Source organism: Psychromonas ingrahamii 37 (assembly GCF_000015285.1).
Lineage (GTDB): Bacteria > Pseudomonadota > Gammaproteobacteria > Enterobacterales > Psychromonadaceae > Psychromonas > Psychromonas ingrahamii.
On the sequence record NC_008709.1, the window covers coordinates 230,910 to 254,868 of the forward strand.

20 protein-coding genes are annotated in these 23,959 nt (G+C 40.1%); 9 read left to right on the forward strand and 11 right to left on the reverse strand.

What is annotated here, in order from left to right; genetic code table 11:
- The first annotated feature begins 8 nt into the window (after positions 1–8).
- Positions 9–1,517 (forward strand): CYTH and CHAD domain-containing protein, encoded by a 1,509-nt coding sequence (locus PING_RS00970; protein ID WP_011768609.1) that lies wholly within the window; start codon positions 9–11, stop codon positions 1,515–1,517.
- Positions 1,518–1,631: 114 nt separating this feature from the next.
- On the opposite strand, the gene PING_RS00975 is transcribed toward PING_RS00970, so the two are convergent.
- From PING_RS00975 to PING_RS00990, 4 genes are all read right to left on the reverse strand, one after another.
- A complete protein-coding gene (locus PING_RS00975) occupies positions 1,632–1,973 on the reverse strand; it encodes a hypothetical protein (protein ID WP_011768610.1) in 342 nt (113 codons plus the stop codon).
- A gap of 2 nt (positions 1,974–1,975) precedes the next feature.
- The gene (locus PING_RS00980; RefSeq protein WP_011768611.1) at positions 1,976–2,623 is read right to left on the reverse strand and encodes a hypothetical protein; all 648 of its coding nucleotides are present in this window, start codon (positions 2,621–2,623) and stop codon (positions 1,976–1,978) included.
- A 411-nt stretch (positions 2,624–3,034) separates the two neighbouring features.
- Positions 3,035–3,718, reverse strand: a complete 684-nt coding sequence (locus tag PING_RS00985; RefSeq protein WP_011768612.1) for a PspA/IM30 family protein — start codon at positions 3,716–3,718, stop codon at positions 3,035–3,037.
- Positions 3,719–3,733: 15 nt separating this feature from the next.
- Positions 3,734–4,147 (reverse strand): YjfI family protein, encoded by a 414-nt coding sequence (locus PING_RS00990; RefSeq protein ID WP_011768613.1) that lies wholly within the window; start codon positions 4,145–4,147, stop codon positions 3,734–3,736.
- A gap of 355 nt (positions 4,148–4,502) precedes the next feature.
- Between PING_RS00990 and glnE the strand changes: the two genes are divergently transcribed.
- Complete coding sequence (gene glnE, locus PING_RS00995; protein WP_011768614.1) at positions 4,503–7,343, forward strand: bifunctional [glutamate--ammonia ligase]-adenylyl-L-tyrosine phosphorylase/[glutamate--ammonia-ligase] adenylyltransferase; 2,841 nt, start codon at positions 4,503–4,505, stop codon at positions 7,341–7,343.
- A gap of 108 nt (positions 7,344–7,451) precedes the next feature.
- Here glnE and lpxL read toward each other — a convergent pair whose 3' ends face one another.
- The 6 genes from lpxL to PING_RS01025 form a co-directional block, all read right to left on the reverse strand.
- Complete coding sequence (gene lpxL / locus PING_RS01000) at positions 7,452–8,372, reverse strand: LpxL/LpxP family Kdo(2)-lipid IV(A) lauroyl/palmitoleoyl acyltransferase (RefSeq protein WP_011768615.1); 921 nt, start codon at positions 8,370–8,372, stop codon at positions 7,452–7,454.
- Positions 8,373–8,462: 90 nt separating this feature from the next.
- Positions 8,463–9,860 (reverse strand): AMP-binding protein, encoded by a 1,398-nt coding sequence (locus tag PING_RS01005; protein WP_011768616.1) that lies wholly within the window; start codon positions 9,858–9,860, stop codon positions 8,463–8,465.
- On the reverse strand, positions 9,845–10,858 hold the full coding sequence (menC, locus tag PING_RS01010; protein ID WP_011768617.1) for an o-succinylbenzoate synthase: 1,014 nt from the start codon (positions 10,856–10,858) through the stop codon (positions 9,845–9,847). The genes PING_RS01005 and menC overlap by 16 nt, the downstream gene beginning before the upstream one ends.
- Before the next feature lie 14 nt (positions 10,859–10,872).
- The gene (alr, locus tag PING_RS01015; RefSeq protein WP_011768618.1) at positions 10,873–11,949 is read right to left on the reverse strand and encodes an alanine racemase; all 1,077 of its coding nucleotides are present in this window, start codon (positions 11,947–11,949) and stop codon (positions 10,873–10,875) included.
- Between the two features lie 62 nt (positions 11,950–12,011).
- The gene (gene dnaB, locus PING_RS01020; RefSeq protein WP_011768619.1) at positions 12,012–13,412 is read right to left on the reverse strand and encodes a replicative DNA helicase; all 1,401 of its coding nucleotides are present in this window, start codon (positions 13,410–13,412) and stop codon (positions 12,012–12,014) included.
- A gap of 111 nt (positions 13,413–13,523) precedes the next feature.
- Positions 13,524–13,880 (reverse strand): diacylglycerol kinase, encoded by a 357-nt coding sequence (locus PING_RS01025; RefSeq protein ID WP_011768620.1) that lies wholly within the window; start codon positions 13,878–13,880, stop codon positions 13,524–13,526.
- Positions 13,881–14,101: 221 nt separating this feature from the next.
- Between PING_RS01025 and plsB the strand changes: the two genes are divergently transcribed.
- The 6 genes from plsB (at position 14,102) to recQ (ending at position 21,561) form a co-directional block, all read left to right on the forward strand.
- A complete protein-coding gene (plsB, locus tag PING_RS01030) occupies positions 14,102–16,501 on the forward strand; it encodes a glycerol-3-phosphate 1-O-acyltransferase PlsB (RefSeq protein WP_011768621.1) in 2,400 nt (799 codons plus the stop codon).
- Positions 16,495–16,905 (forward strand): rhodanese-like domain-containing protein, encoded by a 411-nt coding sequence (locus tag PING_RS01035; protein ID WP_011768622.1) that lies wholly within the window; start codon positions 16,495–16,497, stop codon positions 16,903–16,905. The genes plsB and PING_RS01035 overlap by 7 nt, the downstream gene beginning before the upstream one ends.
- A gap of 79 nt (positions 16,906–16,984) precedes the next feature.
- A complete protein-coding gene (locus PING_RS01040) occupies positions 16,985–17,608 on the forward strand; it encodes a YigZ family protein (protein WP_011768623.1) in 624 nt (207 codons plus the stop codon).
- Between the two features lie 4 nt (positions 17,609–17,612).
- Entirely contained in the window at positions 17,613–19,079 is a 1,467-nt protein-coding gene (locus tag PING_RS01045) for a TrkH family potassium uptake protein (protein WP_011768624.1), read from the forward strand.
- Positions 19,080–19,082: 3 nt separating this feature from the next.
- Positions 19,083–19,604, forward strand: a complete 522-nt coding sequence (gene hemG / locus PING_RS01050; RefSeq protein ID WP_011768625.1) for a menaquinone-dependent protoporphyrinogen IX dehydrogenase — start codon at positions 19,083–19,085, stop codon at positions 19,602–19,604.
- A gap of 148 nt (positions 19,605–19,752) precedes the next feature.
- A complete protein-coding gene (gene recQ, locus PING_RS01055; protein ID WP_011768626.1) occupies positions 19,753–21,561 on the forward strand; it encodes a DNA helicase RecQ in 1,809 nt (602 codons plus the stop codon).
- A 71-nt stretch (positions 21,562–21,632) separates the two neighbouring features.
- On the opposite strand, the gene PING_RS01060 is transcribed toward recQ, so the two are convergent.
- Entirely contained in the window at positions 21,633–21,986 is a 354-nt protein-coding gene (locus PING_RS01060; RefSeq protein WP_011768627.1) for a hypothetical protein, read from the reverse strand.
- A 295-nt stretch (positions 21,987–22,281) separates the two neighbouring features.
- Here PING_RS01060 and PING_RS01065 point away from each other — a divergent pair, with 295 nt between their 5' ends.
- Positions 22,282–23,958, forward strand: a complete 1,677-nt coding sequence (locus tag PING_RS01065; RefSeq protein WP_011768628.1) for an ATP-dependent endonuclease — start codon at positions 22,282–22,284, stop codon at positions 23,956–23,958.
- The last annotated feature ends 1 nt before the right edge of the window (position 23,959 follow it).

Here is a 23,959-nt window from a genome sequence, read left to right on the forward strand (position 1 = left end):
TATAAATTATGGAAACGGAAATAGAAATTAAATTTTTTTTTAATTCAGAATTTGCCTTGGAATTGGATGAAAAAGTCAATTTTCATCATGTTATTTCTAGCAAAAGACAATTATTACATAATGTTTACTTTGATACGGATAAACGCTCATTACGCAAAATGGGGATGGGATTACGGATCCGCAGTTTTGATCAAAAATCAGAGCAAACCATAAAAACAGCAGGTCGAGTTATCGGCGGCTTACATCAGCGGCCGGAATATAATGAACCGATTGAAGGCTTGCACCCCGAATTAGCAAAGTTCCAACGTAAAATATGGCCGGCAGATTGTGATATTAAGCAGCTTGAAAATGAACTGCTGCCGATCTTCAGCACCGACTTTAATCGCCAAACATGGGTGATCGAAATGCCGGAGGAGACGTTAATTGAGGTGGCTTATGACAGTGGCTTTATTGAAACAGATTTGGGCAAAGAAGAGATTTGTGAAGTTGAGCTTGAACTGCTTAAAGGAGATGAAAATCAGCTCTTCGTGTTAGGTGAAAAAATAGTTGAATTACCACAGGTAAGATTAGGTAATATCAGTAAGGCACAGCGTGGTTATATGCTGGCAGAGGGTATTGATTTTAAAGCTAAAGCGCTTGCTCCTTCACCTTTAATAAAATCAATGTCAGTCGAGCAGGCATTGTTGATTAATCTGCAACATGGGCTACAGCATACCCAATATCATGAGCATTGTTATCTAGATTCTTTTGACGATGCCGCTTTATATCAATTATTACAAGGTATTAAGTTTTTACATCAAAACCTTAAATTATTTAAAAATGTGGTACCGCAAATATTAAATGCAGATTGGGTGGGAGAATTACACTGGCTGGCGCGCTCTTTTTCCTGTTTTGATGAACGTTTTATTTTGCAGAATATGTTGGAGGACAAGGGTTTTTACATCCGCAAATTACCTGATTTTAAATCATTAATTAAAAAATTAGAAAAGCAGTATAATGAACAACCGGACAGGCAAGCAATAAAGGATATTCTGACTTCAACACGTTATTGCCAATTTGTCCTAAAATTCACCAAATGGTTGATCCAATTTGAAAAAGAGCCCTTTTTCAGTCAAAAAACCAGCAGTATTGAGTCCTTCGCAACGGATTCATTAGAAGCAGGATGGCGAGAATTAAAACTGGCCAGTCACCATCAGCAGTTTTCCATTGTGCAACTTTTGTCATATCAAGGGTTATTGGAGTCAAACTTGTTATTAGGATTATGTCTGGGCAATCTTTTTCCAGCGCAAAAAAGTAACACTTTTCATTCCTCCTGGTTAGATATTAAACAGGGTATCAAAGAGTTGGCGATGGTTAATATTGTCGCAGAATATGCAGAATTTGAGACAGATAAGCGATTACAAGCAGAATATTTAAAATGGGTAACGCGTAAACAAAACTCATTATTACATGCACTGCAGCAATCTAAACAGCAAGCTATGTTAAAAAAGAGCTATTGGCAAAATGGCACTAACTAGTCATTTTTTATACAGGAAAATAAATCATTAGCACTTTAATCAGTGCTAATAGCTATTCCTCTTACCCTGCTGTGCTGCTCTTTTACTGTGCAGGGCGAGATCTTTTTGCAATAATCACTTAGGTTTGTCGTATTCACTCTGCTGTGCAAAGTGGGTTAACTCTTCAATAACTGATTTTTTTATCTCTAATTGCTGATCAGCGGGTATCTGGTAACGTTCACCCAGCTGCTGGTAATCTTGATCACTTAAACTGACGGTTAAACGCGGGCGTTTAGGTTTTTTGTTTGTTGGTAAAGCAAGCAAATAGCGAATTTGCTCCGAAGGGCTAATACCCTTATCCAGTGCACTACGACGAATACTGTATTGCAGTTGCGTATCCATGTCGAAGGCAATTTGTACTGCTTTTGCCACATTGGCTGATTGCTGCCATTTTTTAGGTAACTCGCCCTTTACCATGGTTATTCTCCTTTAATCCATAACTCTGTAATTTCATTGGCAGGTCTTAAAAAAGACAGGTAGACATCGGTATCGCCATTTTCAAAAATAAAGATCTCAATAAAGCGCTGCTCCTGATCCCCTGCTAATGAGTAAAACTCAAACTCACGGCCATGCCTTTCTTCATTAAACTGAGGAGGAGTACTGTCACGGTAATCTTCCTGATGAAAATAACCCGTAGTCATAAAATCCTGCTGAATATACTGCGCCGCAACCAACTCTGCATAGGGATGTTCGAAGGTGACTGGCTTTAAACATGCATTGCCAGGGGCTTCAAAAATATTAGAAAAATCTTCTAAATCAAATAACTCCCCGACATCCTTGCGGGTCAGTAATAAACTGTACTTTATCAATTTTTGCGGGTTTTTAGGAAAACTGATATAGACAGGTTGAGGATGCATACCCCGGCCTACAACCTGAATATAATGTTCATGTTTAAATTCGATTGTATTGATTTCGCTAACTTCAAGCTGCTGTTTACGCATGGCTTTTGGAAGTGCAAAACTATCACCAAAGCTGAATATGTCACCCGCTTGCAGTTCGCTTGGATGGTTTAAACTGCGCGTTGGCAGCGGTTGCTTTTTAGCAAACAGTGATTTAAAGAAACTCATTATTTTTCCCTATTTAAAAAGAAAAAAACGCATCAGGTTCACTGAGTCGTTTGGCTGTCTATTTTATTGGCATTTATTTGGTTTCTAAACGCGCTAGAATCGATTGAGCATTTGATTGCTGTGTGCCAATGCCCAACCCTTGGAGCTTACTTTTTAATGAAGCACTGCTATTTATTCTTTTCGCATTTATTTGGTTTTTAAACGCGCCAGAATCGATTGAGCATTTGATTGCTGTGCGCCAATGACCGACCCTTGCAGCTTACTTTTTAATGAAGCAATGCTGTCTATTCTGTTCACATTTATTTGGTTTTTAAACGTGCCAGAATCGATTTCGCATTTAATTGCTGTACGCCAATGCCAGCCCCTTGCAGCTTACTTTTTAATGAAGCACTGCTGTCTATTCTTTCTCATTTATTTGGTTTTTAAACGTGCCAGAATCGATTGAGCATTTGATTGCTGTGCGCCAATGCCAGCCCCTTGCAGCTTACTTTTTAATGAAGTATCGCTGTTTTCTGATTCAAGCTGCTCCGCGGCTTTTAATTTATCATCGAATAGGGTCTGTTTTTGTTTAATACGCTCCAATGAATCTTTTGCACTTAACAGTTTTGAGTTACTGGCAACAAAATTATCGGTGATGGCTGATGTTGCTTTTTGCACGCTTTGTGTTGTTTTAACCATGCTTAACTGACGTTTATAGTCTGTTAGTTGGCGTTCACTTTTTTTAATTAATACTTTTAAACGATCTGCACTTTTTAAGTAACTTTCATTTGTCTGCTGCTGATCCGCCGCACTGTTTTCAAGTTCGGCAATTTTTTCAGCAACCTCAATGGCTAATGCTTCATTGCCCTGGTTAAGCGCCTGCATAGCATAACCCTCATGCTCTTTAATACTTTCCTGTAATTGTGCCAGCTCTCTTGCTGCTTGCATCTGTTTGGCCATGACTTCTGTTAAATCACGTTTAGCGATGGTAACGTGTTTTTCTGAATCACGAATTTCCTGTTCAAAAATACGGGTTGAATTTGCATCAACAATAGCTTCACCCGTTTCGCGTACACCGCCACGTAAAGCGGTAATAATTTTTTTAAATATACTCATCTTTAATACTCCTAATTAATTTAAGTAGCTGCTCATTTCATTAATCACTTCAAGACTGTTATCACTTAATGTCACAATCTCCAATTCAATGTCATCAAGCGTTGAATTAATTGATAAAGCACCATTTAATACATATTTATCTTCAACTTTGGCAAATGAAGACAGTGGCATCGGAATATTCATTTCCAGCATCGCTTCCATCATATTGCCCCTTAGCTCTGGTTTCACTTCATTTTCACCCCAGAGGTAAGCGATACAAAGGATCTGGTTATCACTAATAGAGATAAAGATAGGAATCTCTTCCCGTCCAATAACTTCAACCTGTAATACATCAATTTCACCCTTAATAGGTGTACAGTCAAAATTAAAACCCGTTTCACTATTATCATCCAGCTGATTAAGATGGGTCGCAATATTGTGAATATTCATAATACTCCTTATGGCCATTGACATTTAATGTCTCATTGACTGTTAATTTAGATTGCTTGTCATTATATGTCAAGCAATACAGAATAGGTCTTGTTATTATTTATTTGACCTACTATTGCCTGTTCGGTTTTACTTTTCAATCATCAGGTCGATTTATTACTGAAAACTTGTAGCTATGGCTTATTTAAGTGTTTTTGCAAATACCAACTAGCGTGACATTTTTTCTTCAGTGTTAATAAGCTGATATTGATCTGTATTGGGTATATTAATGAGATTTTTTACATAATAGCTAATTTAGTAGTAATCTTTAGTTATCTTTAGTAATTTATCTTATTTATTTGAGAGGGTGATTTGTATGTCTTTATTAAACGATGCCGCGTTACATCATTTTGAAAATCTTAACAACCGGATAGATTTAAACTCTCTAAAGCTGTCACAGCATACTGAATTAATGAAGGTTTTAGGATTAAGTGATTTTGTTGCAGAATCTTTAATTAAACAGCCGGCATTATTAACGGATTTGTTAGACAATGAATTACTCTCTTTGGCAGATCGTAAAGAAGTTATTACGACTGAATTAGAAAGTGCCATAGCGAAAGTCAAAGACGAAGTAACATTACATCGAGTTTTACGCTTATTTCGGCGCAAACACATGGTGGTGATTGCATGGCGAGAACTGCTGGGTAAAGCCCACTTGGTCGAAAGTTTAGATCATATCTCTTATTTGGCAGATCAATTGATTTTACAATGCATGTCATGGCTATATAAAAAACAATGTGTTGAGCAAGGCATTCCGATGAATAACGAGGGAGTAAGACAACCTTTTTTTATTTTTGCGATGGGCAAACTGGGTGGAAAAGAGTTAAATTTTTCATCTGATATTGATCTTATCTTTACTTACCCTGAACGAGGTGAGACGCAAGGGGAACGGCGCCGTATTGATAACCAGTCCTTTTTTACTAAACTTGGGCAACGCATTATAGGCGCATTACATCAAACAACGGTTGACGGTTTTGTTTACCGTGTTGATATGCGCCTGCGTCCCTTTGGTGAGTCTGGTCCCTTAATAACCAATTTTGCATCCATAGAGGATTATTATCAAAGTCATGGCCGCGATTGGGAAAGGTATGCAATGATTAAGGCGCGGGTGATGGGTGAAGAGGGAGATTACAAAACAACCCTCGAAGCGTTATTGAAACCTTTTGTTTATCGCCGTTATATAGATTTTAGTGCGATTGAATCATTACGTAAAATGAAAGCCATGATCAGCTCCGAGGTGCGCAGAAAGGGGCTGAAAGATAATATCAAACTGGGTAAAGGTGGGATTCGGGAAATTGAATTTGTAGCACAAGCATTTCAATTGATTCGTGGAGGGCGCCGAGCAGAGTTGCAGTGTAAGGGACTGCGGGAAACCTTAAAAGTACTTGCTGAGATAGGCGAGGTGCCTAAGGAGCGAGTCCAAAGTCTGCTTGATGCTTATCATTTTTTACGTGCAGTAGAAAATGTTCTGCAGCAAATAGGCGATAAACAAACCCAGACATTACCCGATAACGAGCTTGATAAATTACGTTTAATCACTGTAATGGGGTATTCCAACTGGCAAGATTTTTATTCTAAATTAAATCAAGAGATGGATAATGTTCACGCTGAATTTAATTGGGTTATCGGTGATGATGAGGAGGCACATGACGAAGCCGATCAAGCATTATCTGAATTGTGGGCTTTACATTTAAGTCAGCAGGAAGCTACCCATTTGTTACATGAAAAGGGCTTGGATGAGTCGCTTGCCGCGCACTTTGCAACTGCGTTAAGCGCATTAAAAGAAGAGCTGAAAAAACGCCCGATCGGGCCACGTGGTCAAGCTACCTTAGATAAATTGATGCCGCGTATGATTGAGCTTATATGCGTCTACCCGGATCCCGTTGAGCTACTCAACCGTATTACCCAGTTATTATTAAAAATAATCAGTCGCACTGCCTATTTAGAATTATTAAATGAGAATGATGGGGCTCTAAAACAGCTCTTAAAGCTATGTAATGAAAGCACCAGAGTCGCCTCTCAACTCGCTCGTCACCCCATTTTATTAGATGAACTCTTAGATCCGCAGCAACTCTATAAGCCCACTCAATTAGACAATTACCGAACAGAGTTGCAGCTGTTTATGTTACGTATTCCCGAGGAGGATATGGAGCAGCAGATGGAAGCTCTGCGCCAGTTTAAGCAGATTCAATTTTTATATATTGCGGCAGCTGATATTGAAAAGTCCATTCAATTACCACAGGTCAGTGATCATCTCACTTATTTAAGTGAAGCGATCATGGATTATGTGGTACAGATTGCCTGGTTACAGATGGTCGACAAATTTGGTTTGCCGAGTAACGTGATCGGTTCTGATCGTAAAGGTTTTGCAGTTATTGGCTATGGAAAAATGGGCGGTATCGAGTTAGGTTATGGTTCTGACCTTGATGTGGTTTTTTTGCATGATGATAATATTAAAGGGGAAACAAACGGACGACGCAAAATAGATAATCAACTTTTTTATTTTCGTCTGGCGCAACGAATTATTCATTTATTTAGTGCACGCACCAATTCCGGAATTTTGTATGAGATAGATATGCGCCTGCGCCCATCTGGCGACTCAGGTATATTAGTGTCCAGCGTTGCAAGCTATAAAAAATATTTACAAAATAATGCATGGACCTGGGAACATCAGGCATTGGTACGCGCCCGTGCCGTCTTTTTCGATAAGTTAATATTGGCTAAATTTAATGAAGCCCGCGAAACGGTTCTATCGCAAGCGCGTAATAACAGTGCGTTAGCAACTGAGATTCGAGATATGCGGGCTAAGATGCGTAAACATTTAAGCCGGGAAAAAGAGGGACAGTTTGATTTAAAACAGTCTCCTGGAGGCATGGTTGATATCGAATTTTTTGCCCAATATTTAGTCTTAGCACATGCCTGTCACTGTGGTGAGGAGCTGTGTAAATGGTCCGATAATTTACGTATTTTCGAAACATGTCGAAAGTTGGGTTTATTAACGCTAGATGAAGAAAAAAAACTGACCGGGGCTTATTGTGCCTTGCGTGATGCTACGCACCGATTAACCCTGAATAAAAAAACCCGGATCATTAAAGGTGATCAATTTATTCAGGAAAGGCAGAATGTAATTAAAATATGGGAGAAATTCTTAGATTGATAAAGATCAAATTACCCAAATTATTTGAAGATGCTAAATCTGCATATTCAAATAATTTGGGTACAGTTACTGTGCTGTGATCTATTTTCAAAAGTAAATGACTCCTCTTTAATAGAAAGAGTCTTCGCCTTCCGGCCGTGTTTTAAAACGACGATGAACCCACATATATTGCTCATCACATTCTAAAATCATGTTTTCAATCTGCTGGTTGGTTTTTTGTGCATCGGCCACCAGATCTTTACTGGGAAAATTTTCTATCTTTGGATAAAAGACTAATTCATACCCCTGCAAACCAGGAAGGCGTTTTAAGAATGCCGGGATCACACAGCCCTTGCTTAATCGTGCGAGCGTGCTGGTACCTGATATTGTATTAGTATTCTGCACTGTAAAAAAAGGTGCAAAAACACTGCTTTTATGGCGTCCATAATCGTGATCCGGCGCATACCATAGGGGTGTGCCCCCTTTTAAGGTGCGTAACATGGCTTTAAAGTCGGAACGATCTAGCATCGCTTTATTTTCACGCATTCTGCCCCAGTAAAACCAGGAATCTAAGACGGGGTTACGGTGTTTGCGGTAAACTGCGGCAGAAGGTAGTTGCAAGCCCGTAGCGCGTCCGGTCATTTCTAGAGGGAGAAAATGCGCCCCCAAAAAAATAATGGGTTGATTGTGCATTCTGGCTTGTTCAATATGCTCAAGGCCGCTCACTTTTAATAATCCCCGCACCCGCCAACTCGGCCAAAACCATGCCATCCCTATCTCTAAGATCGCAATACCGGTATTTTCAAAATTTGTCTGCACTTTTGTAGTGATTTCACTCGGACTTAAGTTGGGAAAACATAACTCAATATTCCGGTAGGCAATTTTATATCTGGATTTGGCCATACGGGCTGTAATCTGGCCCAGAAATTTACCGATAGCAAGTAAATGACCATAGGGTAAAAAAGAGCTTAAAAAAAGCAGTAAAATGCCCAACCAGGTTAGCCAGTATTTAGGATGGCAGAAATTGAGTTGTAGTTTGTAAGAGCTCATAGGAGATTCACCGTAAAAAATAATAAAATTATTCTACCTAATTCTCTGCTAAATGCATATTTTACCGTCTTTTTTCTATAATGCCTTTTCTTATAAGGTCATGTTGTGGGCGACCTGAGCAATTACCTGCAGCTCTCTTAATGACACTTTAAGGCCTGTTTGCTCAGGCAGAGTAAAATAATGTACTGGCTGCTTATAACTGCTCAGTTTATCCTGCAGGTAAATCTGTAGTTGTTGTTGTTTAATCTTACCATTTTCCCAATCTATAAAAGCTGCCGGGCGCTCTCCAAAAACAGGATCCGTTACAGCAACAATATAAGCCTGTTTAATATGTGCAAAGTTTAACAGTATTGACTCCAGTTCTTCAGCCTGAATATTTTCGCCACCGGAGATAATTAACCTGTCTGTACGACCTAAAATACATAACTCATTGCCCATTAATGCGCCTAAATCTTTACTGGCAAACCATTGATCTTCAGGCAAACGACTGGAGTCTAAATGACCATTAAAATAGCCTGCAAAGCGCATTTTTCCACGTAAGCAGATCTCATTATTTATTATTTTTACCTGCTGACCGGGTAACAGGATCAATTTTTTACTGTTGGTGGAGGTGGCAACCTGTGAGCTCATCTCACTTAAACCATAACTTAAATGATACACAAACCCCCGTTGCCTGGTTTGCACCAACAACCGGTCAGAAAAAAGACTGCCACCCAGAAGAAGGTGTTTAATTGAGAGTTCCTTTTGCTGAAAATCTAAGCTGCTTAATAAACGATAAAGCTGTGTGGCAACCAAAGAAAGGTGGGTTATTTTCTCCTTTTTTAATAAACTAACACAGAGTTTTTCAGCGCTAACAACCAAGGTGGCTCCGGCTATCAATGTACGGATAACCGTTGCGAATCCACTGATATGGAACAGGGGCAATGACAAGAGATTTCTATCTTTTGCCCGTAATGCAATACCGTATTGTGAACCAATAGCACTATAATAATGATTGCTAAAACAGTGCATAACAGCCTTTGGCTGACCACTACTACCGGATGTGAAAATGATATTACAGACTTTTTGGGGATCTATTTTTAGCGGTGCAGGAGCCACTACCCCTTTAGGGTAAATTGAAAAGTCTATTGCAAGGCTGCTTAAATGCGAATGTTTTTGCGGATTGGCAAGCCAAATAAAGTCACTTTTCAGAACGTTTAAACGTTGCTCGATTTCAGCCGCACTAAAACGCGGATTTAAAGGACAGAAAATAAGCCCTAAGCGTATGCAGGTGAGCTGCAGTAAAATCACCTTAAGAGAATTTTCCGAGATACAGACTAACCTGTCTCCCGCTTTTAAATGTAGATTCAGCAGCTGTCTGCTTAATATGTTGAGTCTATTGTCTAACTGCTGGTAGGTGAGCGAGACCCCGTCAGACTCGATGGCTAGCGCATTCGCATTGATAATCGCCTGATGACGGACAGGGCAAAAACTCAGTTGCTTGTCCATAGACACTCCAAATGTTTAACTTGTTGATTAATAGGTGTTTTATTATCTAACTTTTTATCTGAATTTTTATTTAAGATGGCACTTTCAAAAAATTTTAGCGTATCCAATCCGCAGGAAATATCGACCTCTTTTGACCATTGGCTGGCAAGAAAAGCTAATTGACTTAAACCCAGCGGCGATTCAAATGAGGAGCTGATACTGACACTTAGATGAAATTTTTTGGCTGTTTTTATAAAATAATTTAGGCGCTCAAAGGAGCCGATCAGTGTCGGTTTTAAAATCAGAGCCTTGAAACATCGATGGTGCTGATACTGGAACTGCTTTTGCTGTAGGGTTTCATCCAAAGCAAGCTGCACCTCGTAACGCTCAGCCAGGTTGATATTATCGCTTAAGCTTGCTGTTGGCTCCTCAATATAATCAATCAATTGAGTATTAATATTGGCAAAAAACAGATCTGCTTGCGCAAAAGTCCAGCTCTGATTTGCATCACAACGTATCAATAAATTATTATTGAGGGCACTTAATGCTGAAAATAGGGTTATATCCTTCGCAACGGATTGCCTGCCTATTTTTAATTTGACGCTATTGGGCTTATTTAATTGCAGATACTGTTTAAGCACACTGTGGTTATCACCCTGCAATAGCGGGATGCTTTCCGCTGTTTTAAATAATTCTGAGATGGGTATGTTGTGTAAAATACAGTCAAGTGCAAATGCCACACTGGGGTATAACAGGATATCGCTTTGGCTGTTTAACGGAGGGGTGTTTAGCAGCGCTATTATTTGTGCTGTCGCCTGTTGCAGAGTCTCCTTGCTAAAACCGGGTAAAGGTGCGATTTCAGCAAAATTAAACTCACCCTTATCATTTTGTACCTGCAGGATCACTCCCTCGCGAGCGGTGAGCTTAATCCCTTTAAAGACAATCGGTATTTTAAAGGGAAGTTGATAGCGAAATAGTTTAGCCTGTTGAAATATGGGTTTATTAATCCCTTGTTGCATCTGCGGCCTGTTAATCACTCTTGGTAATGCAGGGTGACACGAGAGGTTAACTTGGTCACCAGTTCATAAGCGATAGTGCCTATCTTTTGTGCGACAATTTCTGCGGGTAATCCCTCGCCCCAGAGAGTCACATCATCACCCACTTTATCTTGATTCATTAAGCCTAAATCAATCGTCAGCATATCCATTGAGATACGACCGACAATCGGAACTATTCGTCCATTGACCAGTACAGGTGTACCCTCTGGTGCTAAACGCGGATAACCATCACCATAACCCATCGCTACCACCCCAAGTTGAGTATCATTTTGGGCTGTCCAATGAGCACCGTAACCGACACTTTCTCTCGCTTTATGGTCACGTATTGCAATCAAACTTGATTTTAAGGTCATCACCGGACGTAATTGTAAATCCTTTGCTAATCTATCGGCAAAAGGTGAAATACCATAGAGGGCTATTCCCGGACGGACAGCATCAAAATGCGTCTCGGGCCAGGCAAAAACAGCCGCTGAATTAGCCAGTGATTTTAAGCCGCTGCCTGCTTGAATATACTGCTTAAATAAAGACAGTTGTTGCGCCGTGGCATTGTTATTCACCTCTTCAGCAGAATGGAAATGGGTGAGAAAATTAATCGGTTTTTGAACATTTATCGAGCCCTCCAAGCGTTTATAAACGGCATCAAACTGCTCCGGATGAAAACCTAAGCGGTGCATACCCGTATCCAGTTTTAACCAAATTTTCAGGGGATTAGGTAATTTGGCCTGCATAATCGCAGCAACTTGCTCCTGCGAGTGCACCACGCACTGTAAATCTGCTGCACTTAATGTAGCCAGATCACCGTCCTTAAAAAAGCCTCCTAATAAAATAATTGGGTGCTTAATACCCGCGCTACGCAGTATTAATGCCTCACTTAACCGAGCCACGGCAAAAGCGTGCACATGTTGTAATTTTTGGGCTACTTTTACCATGCCGTGACCATAAGCATTGGCTTTAATCACTGCAATAATTTGGCTCTGTGGGGCCGTTTTCTGTAATACCTGAAAATTGTGCTGTAATGCCTTTAAGTTAATAACTGCGCGTATGGTATCCATAATTAAACTCTATTTATTATAAATTGGTTTAAGTAATTGCTTAACGGGCACCTGAGAAATGATCAATCTTCCCCATGGTAAGCTGTACCGGTATATTCATCAAATCGTGAATAACGGCCCTGGAAGGTCAAACGAACCTTTCCGATCGGGCCATTACGTTGTTTACCGATAATAATCTCTGCAATACCTTTATGCTCACTTGCTTCGTTATAAATTTCATCCCGATAGATAAACATAATTAAATCGGCATCCTGCTCAATCGCACCAGACTCACGCAGGTCGGAGTTAATGGGGCGTTTGTCTGCACGTTGTTCAAGGCCACGGTTTAGCTGTGAAAGGGCAATAACCGGACAGCGCAGCTCTTTGGCTAGGGCTTTTAATGAACGTGAAATTTCAGATATTTCTAAGGTCCGGTTTTCACTTAATGAAGGTACGCGCATCAGCTGAAGGTAATCGACCATGATTAAACTAACACCACCATGATCTCGAGCAATACGACGCGCTCGCGAGCGTAATTCCGTCGGCGTGAGGCCAGAACTATCATCAATAAACATATTCCCTTTTTGCAGCAGAATAGACATGGTCGATGATAGTGATGCCCAATCATTTTCATCCAGCTGACCGGTTCGTATTTTGCCCTGATCAATTCGCCCAAGGGAGGAGAGGATACGGTTCATTATCTGTTCTGCAGGCATCTCCAGTGAAAAAATAACCGTTGGTTTGTCGGCATTTAACGCTGCGTGTTCGGCAAGGTTCATGGCAAAGGTTGTTTTGCCCATGGAAGGACGGGCTGCCACAATAATTAAATCCCCAGCTTGGAATCCCGTCGTCATCTGATCTAAATCATTATAACCGGAAGATAAACCGGTTATACCATCGCGCGGGTTTTTGCATAAATCATCAATTTTTGCCACAGTCGCTTTTAAAATATCTTTAATTGCCTGTGGGCCTTCGCTTTTATTGCTGCGTGATTCAGCTATTTGGAAGACTCTCGTTTCAGCAAAATCAAGTAATTCATTACTATCTCGACCTTCTGTCTCATAACCCGCTTCGGCGATTTCATTGGCAACACCAATTAATTCGCGAACAATGGCGCGTTCTCGGACAATATCGGAATAGTTGTTAATATTAGCTGCACTGGGGGTGTTTTGCAGCAGCTCTGCAAGGTAGGCAATACCGCCGACTCCTTCCAGCTCTTTCTTATTTTCAAGATGTTCGGAGAGAGTGACCAAATCAACCGGTATATCTTCACTGCTCAGCCGTTCAATCATTGCAAAAATTTGACGGTGTGCTCTATGGTAAAAATCACGTTCAACAACCCGCTCGGCAACATCATTCCAAGCTTCATTATTAAGTAATAAACCACCAATTATTGCCTGCTCTGCCTCAAATGAATGGGGGACAGTTTTAATTGGCGTATTGATTTTGGGTTTCTGCTGCGAAAAGGGAGGTTTACCTGCCATTTTAAATCCTTAACTGAAAAGAATATTTACTATTAACGGGAACGGGTTCCCGTTAATAAATATAAGATAGGGAACTTTTTGAGTGATGCTTGCACTCGCAAGCTAATCTCTTTATAAAAAGATAATTTCAATCCAAATATAAGCTGTTAAACCTAAGGCGACAAACACAGCTGCAGATCCCATATCTTTTGCCCTGCCGGCAAGTTTATTATGTTCAATGCCGACGCGATCGACCACGGCTTCAATGGCAGAATTAACAATCTCCAGAATCATGACCAAGATAATAGGCGTAATTAATAAAATACGTTCGATTTGAGATACTTCTAAAAAGCAGGCGATCGGAATTAAAATAATAGCTAATAAAAGTTCCTGGCGAAACGCGGCTTCGTATTTAAAAGTACTTTTTAAGCCTTGCAGTGAATAGCCCATGGCTAAAATAATACGTTTGAGTCCGGTGTTTTTTTGCATGAAAGGATAACCTGTAAGCTGTTTTATTGGGGTGTTTAGTTTAACAAAACGCGAGGATAAGGTCACTTGCTCATTAGTCGCCGGAAGAATGATTTTTGTGCCTGTACTTTTATTGGCAATCTTGGGCTCTCTTATATTTTGTGGGGCAGTTGTCTTTTTTTGTAGTTATTTACGCTGTTTTTTGATATTAGTATCTCAGCCAATAATAATAGGGACTCTCTGTGCTGGTAAAAGGCTCAATCTTTCATCGTGTTATCAATAAGTATTGGGTTAGCAACCATTACGTACCAGTGAATCCTGTGGCAGAATTACAGCTTGATTTAAGTCGGCCTATTATTTATCTGGTCGCTCAGAATTGTGCAAGTGACCTACTCGCATTACAATCCTGCTGTTTACAGGCCGGGTTACCAGATCCTTATAGACCAATAAATGTCGATCAGGAAAATTTAAGTGCCACTATTTTTATTGATGATAGTGTTTTATCTTCGCCTAAAGCTCAGTTACAAGACGCAGCCTATTTAAGGCAGTATCAACAATTATTAACCCTGCATCGCAGGCTGCCAAATCTGAATATTCAGTTACTGCCTGTTACTTTTTACTGGGGAAGAAATCCCGGGAAACAGGGGAGAAGATCCTGCTTTGATAGGGTTGAGCAACGCTCGGTTGGTTCACTGCATAAAATAGGTATTGTACTGAAAAATGGCAAAGATCATCTGCTCCGCTTTAATAAACCTATTTCAATTGCGGCCCTTAGGCATCGACTCGATCCGCAAAAAAGTGATCAGCAAAAAAACAGTGATAGTAAGCAATCGGCGAATAAACTTGCAAAAATTGCGCTAACCTATTTTGCCAATCAAAAACGTTATAGTATCGGTCCTAAATTGCCAAATCGTAGTGCTATGATCGAGGCTGTGTTACAGCAACCGCTTTTACGTAAAACTATTCGTACTGCAGCGCTAAGAGAGCAATGCAGTGAACAACAGGTCGATCGACAATGTCGAAAATATTTACTTGAAATCAGTGCCAATTTTTCCTACCCGCTGTTACGTGTTTTTCGGCTTATTCTAAAAGGGCTCTGGAATCACCTTTACAGGGGGATTGAAGTTAATCACGCAGAGGCGGTAAGGCAGGCGAATCAAAGTGGTGCAGAAATTATCTATCTGCCCTGTCACCGCAGTCATATGGATTATTTATTACTTTCCTATCTGTTAGTGGAGCAGGGGTTAGTGGCACCGCACGTTGCAGCGGGTGTAAACCTGAGTTTCTTTCCGTTAGGTCCTATTTTCAGACGTTCCGGCGCTTTCTTTTTACGACGCACATTTAAAGGTGCTCCACTTTATGCTGCCATTTTTAATGCCTATTTTTCTATGTTATTTAAACAGGGTTATCCTATTGAATTTTTTAGTGAAGGTGGCCGCAGTCGCACCGGGCGTTTATTACCTCCCAAAACAGGACTTCTGGCGACCACATTACAAACCTATTTAAATCAACCTGAACGTAATGTGATACTCGTACCGATATATATCGGCTATGACCATATAATGGAAGTTAATACTTATATCAAGGAGTTGTCAGGGCAGAAAAAAGAGAAGGAAAGTGTTTGGCAACTATTAGCGGCCGTTAAACAGTTGGGTAATTTTGGTCGCGTTTTTGTCAATTTTGGAGTGCCAATTAATATAAAAAAACACTTCGATCAACAGACTCCAAATTGGCAAAAAGCAGGGGTCGATGACAGACAGTTCAAAATACAGGTGCAGCAAGTTGCCCGGCAAGTGATGGTTGGTATTAATCAGGCAACGGCGGTGAGCGCATTACCTTTATGCGCAGCCATTTTATTAGCCAGTAAAAACTTTCAATCTAAAAAAACAGTTTTTTTAGCGTTACTCGACAAGCACCAGCAATTGCTTGGATTAAAGAGTGAAAATAGTTCTCTTACCTATGCAAAAGAGAAAAATTGCTTAGTTTATCGGCAAGCGTTAAGTATGAATAAATTTGAGCAGGATGGAGAACGCGTTTTTTGTTCAAAAAATCAAGCTATGCAATTAAACTATTACCGTAACAATATTGTGCATGTTTTTGCTTTGCCAAGCCTGGTTTGTCATGTATTGGGCTACTTAATGCGGATCAATAAAACCTTAAGCTTTGACAATATCATTTATTATGGAGCAAAAGTTTACCCCTTCTTAGCGGCGGACTATTTTTTAAAAATACCCGTTAATATAGCGCTACTATTAGAAAATGAATTATCACAGTTACGCGCTATTGGTGTGTTTAAGTTTGAGAAGGGCAGGTATAGTGTCGTCGACGCTGTTTTGTTTAATGTCTTAGCGCAACATTTACAGGAGACATTTTTGCGTTATCAGCAGTTATTTGTACTACTGTTGAGCTGCAAATATTGGTCGAATGTCGACCACCGCGCTATCTGTGTACAGGCGAAAGAAAATTGTCAGCCCTCGAGCATTGATTTTTTTGATGAAAAAGTAACGCATGTGTTTTTACAAACAATGCAAAATGAGTACCCTGATTTTGTAACGCAGGAGCAGGGTGAAATATTGCAGGATCTTTTTGCCCCATTCTGCTCAATCGATTTGCAGCCTATAGAGAAGGAAAAGAAATGCTAATAGACGGAAGAGAATTGGTCGAGTCATTACGCAGCCAAGTGCAAGAGATAAGTGCAGCACAATTGCATGACATACTGCATAAAATACCGCATGATGGCACGCAGGCCGTGCTGATTGATATTCGCGAAGTAGCGGAAATAGCTGCAGGCACTATCGCCAACGCTGTACTTATTCCCCGTGGCGTATTAGAGATGCAAATCAGCTCAGAAGAGAGTCTTAAGCGACGTTTTCCAACGCTTGAAATGCTGGCGGAGCAACCTGTTTATTTACTCTGCCGCTCCGGTGCGCGCTCTGTATTATCTGCAATCTCTCTGCAACAGATGGGATTTAAACATGTTTATTCCGTTGCTGGTGGATTTTTAGCCTGGCAGGCAGCGGGTTACGAGTGCACTAATAAAATATAAAAATCATCCTCAAAACTTTTGATTTATTAACTTTTTTATTTATTAACTTTTTTATTTATTAACCTGGGGAGCATTTGTGATGGAGCCGTATTTTATCCCGATGGAAAATTTATTTTTTCAGGAGGAGATAAAAAAAAGTCGTTTTATGACTTATGTAGCTCGTATAGAGGGAAAAGAGCAGGCGTTAACCTATGTACATGGGATTAAAAAATCACATCAGGCAGCATCTCACCATTGCTGGGCTTATATTGGTGCTGCTCCCGATAACGATATGTGTATGGGACGCAGTGATGATGGTGAGCCTAAAGGCACGGCAGGCAAGCCTATATTGAGTACGTTGCAGGGTAGTCAGATAGGTGAAATTATTGCCGTTGTGGTGCGCTATTCGGGTGGCATAAAGTTAGGTACCGGTGGTCTGGTACGCGCCTATTCGAACGGGGTACAGCAATTAATAAAACAGCTTATAACAACTGAGAAACGTTTTTATCAGCGCTACCAACTACACTGTGATTATGCGCAAATGGCACAAATAGAAAGTTTATTAGTGGTACTGTCGGGGCGCATTGTAGAAGTTGATTATTTGCAGTCTATTCAGGCGTTGATTGAAGTTGATCAACAGTTGTGTCAACAATTTATTGAAAAACTCGACTCCCTGACGCAGGGGCAAGTTATTGCCAAAAAAATTCCCATTACAGTGAGATAACTCAGTGGCATTTCGTTCCATAATCAGAATAGTTGGCATGTTAGTCGGCTTGTTTAGCTTGACCATGTTACCGCCTGCATTCATCTCAACCTTCTATGAAGGGGCGGCGGGTGAAGATGGAGGTAATTTTTTGGCTGCATTTGTGATGACTTTATTTATTGCTCTGCTGTTATGGATACCTAATAGGCATGTTAAGAAAGAGCTGAGAGTACGTGAAGGTTTTTTAATTGTGGTCCTCTTTTGGGTAACCCTGGGCAGTGTAGGAGCCATTCCCTTTATGATGAGTTCGAGCATCGAAATGGATGCCGCTTCCGCTTTTTTTGAATCTTTCTCGGGCTTAACCACGACCGGGGCAACGGTTATTGAACAGCTTGATACGCTCCCAAAATCGATCCTTTTTTACCGGCAAATGCTGCAATGGTTCGGTGGTATGGGGATCATTGTTTTGGCCGTTGCCGTTTTACCCATGTTAGGTATCGGCGGAATGCAGCTCTACCGGGCTGAAGCTCCCGGGCCGGTAAAAGACTCAAAAATGACACCGCGTATTGCCGAAACTGCCAAGGCATTGTGGAATGTTTATCTCTTTGTGACCGTTGCTTGTATGCTGGCATTTTGGCTTGCCGGCATGAGTTTGTTTGATGCCATCGGACATAGTTTTTCAACGGTTTCTATTGGTGGTTTTTCAACTTACAACGAGAGTATTGGCCATTTTGACAGCAATCTTATTAACCTTATCACTGTGTTGTTTCTGCTTATTTCCGGGGTCAATTATGCGCTGCATTTTAGTGCCTTTTCCAGCCGAAAATTCTCTTTTAATATTTATCGGCAAGATCCGGAACTACGTGCTTTTATTTTTATTCAAGTATTATTAACCACTGTCTGTTTTATTGGATTGATGGGTCATGAAGTTTATGATTCAATTGAAAATACTTTTTCTCAGGCATTATTTCAGGCTGTTTCTATTTCCACCACTGCGGGTTTTACAACCACTTCATTTCATGATTGGCCGGCGTTTTTTCCGATTTTATTGATTATGTCCAGCTTTATTGGTGGTTGTGCCGGGTCAACGGGCGGAGGTATGAAAGTTATTCGCATTTTATTGCTTAATTTACAGGGGATACGTGAGCTAAAGCGGCTGGTTCACCCCAAAGCGGTTTTTAAAATCAAATTAGCTAATAATGCGCTTCCGGACCGTGTTATTGAAGCTATTTGGGGATTCTTTTCAACTTATGCCCTGGTATTTGTTGTTTGTATGTTAGCGTTATTATTAACTGGTATGGATGAGCTGAGTTCCTTTTCTGCGACTGCCGCCATGCTCAATAACTTAGGCCCCGGGCTTGGAGCGGTGGCGCTTCATTTTAATGAAGTGAGTGCTGCTTCTAAATGGATAATGATCCTTGCTATGTTATTTGGCCGGTTAGAAATTTTTACATTATTAGTTTTATTCACTCCTATTTTTTGGAAAAATTAAAAGATGACAATTAAGACCCTTATATTATATTCATCCGTTGATGGACAAACACTGAAAATTATAAACCGGATCATTGAGTTAGTTGAAGGTGAAGTGACCTTGGTGAATATTGATGACAAGCCAATAATCGACTTTAGTCTTTACAATAAAGTGTTAATTGGCGCCTCGGTTCGTTATGGCAACTTCCGCAAAAATTTACTGAATTTTGTTAATCAGCATAAAACTGAACTGGATTCATTACCCAATGCATTCTTTGTGGTCTGTTTAACAGCGCGTAAGCCGGAAAAAGCGATCCCGGCCAATAATGCCTATATGAACAAGTTTGATCAATTATCTCAATGGCAGCCGCGTTTAAAAGGCGTCTTTGCCGGTGCTCTGCTCTATTCTCGTTATAACTGGTGGCAAACCTTGCTTATCCAAATGATTATGAAAATGACCGGAGGCAGTACCGATAGCAGTCGGGATATTGAATTAACGGATTGGTCCAAGGTCGATATTTTCAGTCAAGATTTTTCTGCTTTATAAATTGCTGGGTTATAACTTACCACGACTTATTAAGCTGATTTTTTTGGCTGTCTGAATTACACTAGGGGCTTGATACTCGGATTACCTGAAGATACATCTTCAGGTAATCCGAGTATCACTCAATTTCTTTAACTCAGGCAGCAGCATAGTGACTCAATCAAGCGCCGATAACGCGAAACAAATCTTACTCGATGTCTTTGGCTACAATGAGTTTCGCGAAGGGCAAGAACTGATTATTAATCAGCTTTGCGAAGGTCGCGATGCTTTAGTGGTTATGCCAACCGGGGGAGGGAAAAGTCTTTGTTTTCAGATCCCAGCATTAGTCAAACCGGGTATCTGCTTTGTTATTTCACCCTTGATCTCTTTAATGAAGGATCAGGTTGATGCCCTGCGAGCTTGTGGAGTTGCCGCTGCCTATTTAAATTCTAGCCTCTCTTATCAGCAACAAAATCAAGTTCTTAATGATATGCACAGTGGGCAGTTAAAGCTTGTTTATATGGCCCCCGAGCGTTTGCTGCGCCCGGACTTTCTGAGCCGCTTAGATAATCTCCCTATTAATTTGTTTGCGATTGATGAGGCACACTGTATTTCTCAATGGGGCCATGATTTTCGTCCTGAATATGCATTACTTGGACAATTAAAACAGCGCTTTCCTGATATTCCTCTCGTTGCTCTAACGGCAACAGCCGACTATGCAACACAGCAGGACATTTTAGCGCGTTTGCAGTTTAATGATCCATTAATTGCTATTCATAGTTTTGATCGCCCTAATATTGAATATCTTTTAATTGAAAAATATCGACCGTTAAATCAGTTGGCTAATTATTTAGATGAGCATAAAAATGAAAGTGGTATTATTTATTGTACCAGTCGCCGGCGCACCGAAGAGTTAGCAGAAAAACTGCGTGTAAAAGGGCTATCGGTGCGTTGTTACCATGCGGGAATGATGATTGAAGAACGCCAGTCAGTGCAGGATCTATTTATCAAAGATAAAGTTGATATTGTGGTTGCTACCGTTGCCTTCGGCATGGGCATTGATAAACCAAATGTACGTTTTGTTGTGCATTATGAAATACCTAAAAATATTGAATCCTATTATCAGGAAACAGGCCGTGCCGGACGCGACGGTTTACCTGCGCAGGCGATGTTATTTTATGATCCCGCTGACGCCGGGCGGGTGCGCTCAATGCTTGAGAAAAACACCAATGAACAACAGCAACGTATTGAATTACATAAATTAAATACTATGGTGGCATTTGCGGAGGCGCAGACTTGTCGGCGTCAGGTATTACTTAATTACTTTGGGGAATATAGCCATAAAAGCTGTGGCAACTGTGATGTCTGTCTGGATCCTCCAAAAAGTTATGATGCGACCGAAGATGCACAAAAGATTCTCTCTTGCGTTTATCGTACCGGACAACATTTTGGAATGGGTTATGTAGTTGAGGTGCTAAAAGGTGCTCAAACTGCACGGGTTAAGAGCTTAGGGCATGATAAGTTGTCTACTTTTGCAATTGGTAAGGATCAACCTGTTGAGTACTGGTTAAGCCTTTTAAGACAGTTGATCCATTGTGGTTTGCTGATGCAAAATTTAACACGTGGTTCTGCATTGCAGTTAACCGAAGCTGCAAGGCCCGTTTTGAAAGCGGAACAACCCCTTTATCTGGCAGTGCCACGTTTAAAACTGGTTAAATCTAAAGATAAAAAGCGACTTTTATCGAATTTTTCAGACAATAATTTGTTTGCTAAATTACGACAATTACGCAAAAAAATTGCAGATCGTCAAGATTTGCCGCCTTATATTATTTTCAGTGATGTTTCACTGTCTGAAATGAGCGAAATAATGCCAACCACTGAGTCTCAATTTTTGAATATCAGTGGTGTTGGCCAAATTAAACTTAAGAAATATGGGGCTGAGTTTTTAACCTTAATTAAACAATATGAAGAGCAGTTATAATAAAAGAGTCACGGCCAGCAAAATTCAAACATCAGCCAGCAACGGATTATGTGGATTATTTTAATTTAGTGTTATTTAAATTCATTAAGCCTTAATAGGGCTTTTTTTAATGTTATTGCTGGTAATTTTTCTGCAAGCTCAGCTAAATCATCTTCTTTAAATATTTCACTTAAAACAGCGCAGATACAGGTAAGAGGGGCATAGTTAAATAATTTTGGATTTCTTAAATAATCATTACCTCTTGTTTCCATCCAGATTTTATTATCCACATTGAGCATAAAACCTAATCGGCACAGGTCTTTTTTTAATTTCTCCAGTAAGTGCTGATAATTGAGGTTTTTTTGTTTAAGTTCATGGTGATAATCAGCTATTAAATCAATAGCATCTTGACTTGGTAAGTGCTCGAGACAATGTGTATTCTGCATTTTATGAGATGCCTATTTTAGAGAATAAAAGGTAAGACCAAGGCTAATTTTACTTTTTGTATTTCTTTTTAGTTCTTTTAGTATTGATCTTGCTTTACAAGATATAACCATTCCATTGACATGGTTTTTTGTGGTTATTCTAATGAATTTAAGTCAAATTAAAAGCTTTTAATAGTCAAAAAAAGAAGATTTCATTGTGAGTTGAGGCGGATCACATTTTTGATGTTTATTTAAGATTTGCCTTATGCGGGGCTTCTGATATTTTTAAGGTAGGCCTTAATTTACAGGGATAATTATGCTCTTAGATCAAATAGAGGTGGTCGGGTTTCGCGGTATTAATCGTTTGTCGATTAATGTTAAAAGTTTAAGTGCTTTTCTGGGAGAAAACAGCTGGGGTAAATCAAGTCTTTTTGATGCATTATCACTTTTTTTATCGGGCACTAAAAAAGCTTATAAATTTACTGGTGATGATTTTCACCGGCCTTCAATTTCTGATGTTAGCTGCAATAAGTTGATCCATCTGGTTTTTACTTTTAAAGAGCAGGCGAATGGTGAGTCATTACAAAGGCAGTATAAAAGTATTAGTGCCGCCTGGAATCTACCCAAAGGGGAGTGTAGTTATATTTATTACCAGGTAGATGGCAGTATCACGGAATCCGGTAATATCATCACTCAGCGTTATTTTTTAGATAATCATGGTCAAAAAAAATCATTCAAAAAAGACGTATTAGCTAATTTGGTGAATGAATTTATCTCCTTCGTGCCCGCACTGCGTATGGGTAGTGAGCGATCTCTGATGGTGACTGCAGAAGATACTGGGGATGTTGAATATTGCAGTAAAAGAGCGTCCTGTGAGGCAAGGATAAAACGTATTTTTAAACGCCTGAATAAGTCATCTCAGCAATTGTCCGAATCAGAAATGAAGATGGGTTATCAAGCTTTAGTTTATCTTTTTGACCATTATTTATTAAAACATTACGGGCGATCTCATTTTCACCGAGGTGATGCCCAGAATGATACCAAGGGGCAAATGCCTTTTTCTTTTCAGGCATTGACGCATTTTAATGATCTTTTAAAAACGGGTCACAAAAGTGATCGTGCTATGTTACTACTGGTACTTGGCGAGTTCTTGGAGGTGAGAGGTGAACATTTATTACGTCGCGGGGCGACGCCTATTTTGTTACTTGAAGAGCCGGAAAATAACCTTCACCCGGTTAATTTAGCGATCACCTGGCGTTTTTTTTCATTATTACCTATGCAAAAATTGGTCAGTACCAATTCAAGTCAGTTACTGTCATTTCTGCCATTAAGTTGTGTTCAGCGTTTAGTGCGTTGTACTGGTTTGACCCAGAGTTATTCATTAAATCTAAAACACTTTTCCCAGAACGATTTGCGTCGTGTTGCTTTTCATATTCGCATGACCAGACCGCAGAGCCTGTTTGCCCGTTCTTGGTTATTGGTTGAAGGGGAGACCGAAACGTGGTTATTGACGGAGTTATCGCGTTTATGCGGTTACAATCTTGTTGTCGAAGGTGTACAGATTCTTGAGTTTGCACAATGTGGTGTCGCGCCATTGATTAAGTTAGCACAAGACTTACACATTGAATGGTTTGTTTTAACCGACGGTGATGCCGCCGGACAAAAATATGCAGCACGGGTGGCAGAGATGTTATTGGTGAAGGATTCTTTAGTTAATCGTCTTGTGGTTTTACCCGCCTTGGATATTGAACACCTGTTTTTTGATCATGGTTTTGCCAATGTTTATCTTGAAGCTGCACACTATACTGAAAAAGATTTAGCACGTATTACAACCCATAAAATTATTGATAAAGCGGTCCATAAATATTCTAAACCAGAGTTAGGCTTAGCGATAGCCAATGCCGTTGAAGAGCGAGGCACTGATTCAATCCCACCTCTGCTAAAACGTCTTTTTTCGCGTCTGGTAGGGCTTGCAAGAAGCCAATCAGGATAAG

What these genes read in the sequence shown, in the direction of transcription:
- PING_RS01065 (WP_011768628.1), top strand. Translation starts at nt 22,282, where the DNA reads ATGCTCTTAGATCAAATAGAGGTGGTCGGGTTTCGCGGTATTAATCGT.
- PING_RS01035 (WP_011768622.1), top strand. Translation starts at nt 16,495, where the DNA reads ATGCTAATAGACGGAAGAGAATTGGTCGAGTCATTACGCAGCCAAGTG.
- PING_RS00970 (WP_011768609.1), top strand. Translation starts at nt 9, where the DNA reads ATGGAAACGGAAATAGAAATTAAATTTTTTTTTAATTCAGAATTTGCC.
- menC (WP_011768617.1), bottom strand. Translation starts at nt 10,858, where the DNA reads ATGCAACAAGGGATTAATAAACCCATATTTCAACAGGCTAAACTATTT.
- PING_RS01040 (WP_011768623.1), top strand. Translation starts at nt 16,985, where the DNA reads ATGGAGCCGTATTTTATCCCGATGGAAAATTTATTTTTTCAGGAGGAG.
- PING_RS01005 (WP_011768616.1), bottom strand. Translation starts at nt 9,860, where the DNA reads ATGGACAAGCAACTGAGTTTTTGCCCTGTCCGTCATCAGGCGATTATC.
- glnE (WP_011768614.1), top strand. Translation starts at nt 4,503, where the DNA reads ATGTCTTTATTAAACGATGCCGCGTTACATCATTTTGAAAATCTTAAC.
- PING_RS01025 (WP_011768620.1), bottom strand. Translation starts at nt 13,880, where the DNA reads ATGCAAAAAAACACCGGACTCAAACGTATTATTTTAGCCATGGGCTAT.
- dnaB (WP_011768619.1), bottom strand. Translation starts at nt 13,412, where the DNA reads ATGGCAGGTAAACCTCCCTTTTCGCAGCAGAAACCCAAAATCAATACG.
- hemG (WP_011768625.1), top strand. Translation starts at nt 19,083, where the DNA reads ATGACAATTAAGACCCTTATATTATATTCATCCGTTGATGGACAAACA.
- PING_RS00975 (WP_011768610.1), bottom strand. Translation starts at nt 1,973, where the DNA reads ATGGTAAAGGGCGAGTTACCTAAAAAATGGCAGCAATCAGCCAATGTG.
- alr (WP_011768618.1), bottom strand. Translation starts at nt 11,949, where the DNA reads ATGGATACCATACGCGCAGTTATTAACTTAAAGGCATTACAGCACAAT.
- lpxL (WP_011768615.1), bottom strand. Translation starts at nt 8,372, where the DNA reads ATGAGCTCTTACAAACTACAACTCAATTTCTGCCATCCTAAATACTGG.
- PING_RS00985 (WP_011768612.1), bottom strand. Translation starts at nt 3,718, where the DNA reads ATGAGTATATTTAAAAAAATTATTACCGCTTTACGTGGCGGTGTACGC.
- PING_RS00990 (WP_011768613.1), bottom strand. Translation starts at nt 4,147, where the DNA reads ATGAATATTCACAATATTGCGACCCATCTTAATCAGCTGGATGATAAT.
- PING_RS00980 (WP_011768611.1), bottom strand. Translation starts at nt 2,623, where the DNA reads ATGAGTTTCTTTAAATCACTGTTTGCTAAAAAGCAACCGCTGCCAACG.
- PING_RS01060 (WP_011768627.1), bottom strand. Translation starts at nt 21,986, where the DNA reads ATGCAGAATACACATTGTCTCGAGCACTTACCAAGTCAAGATGCTATT.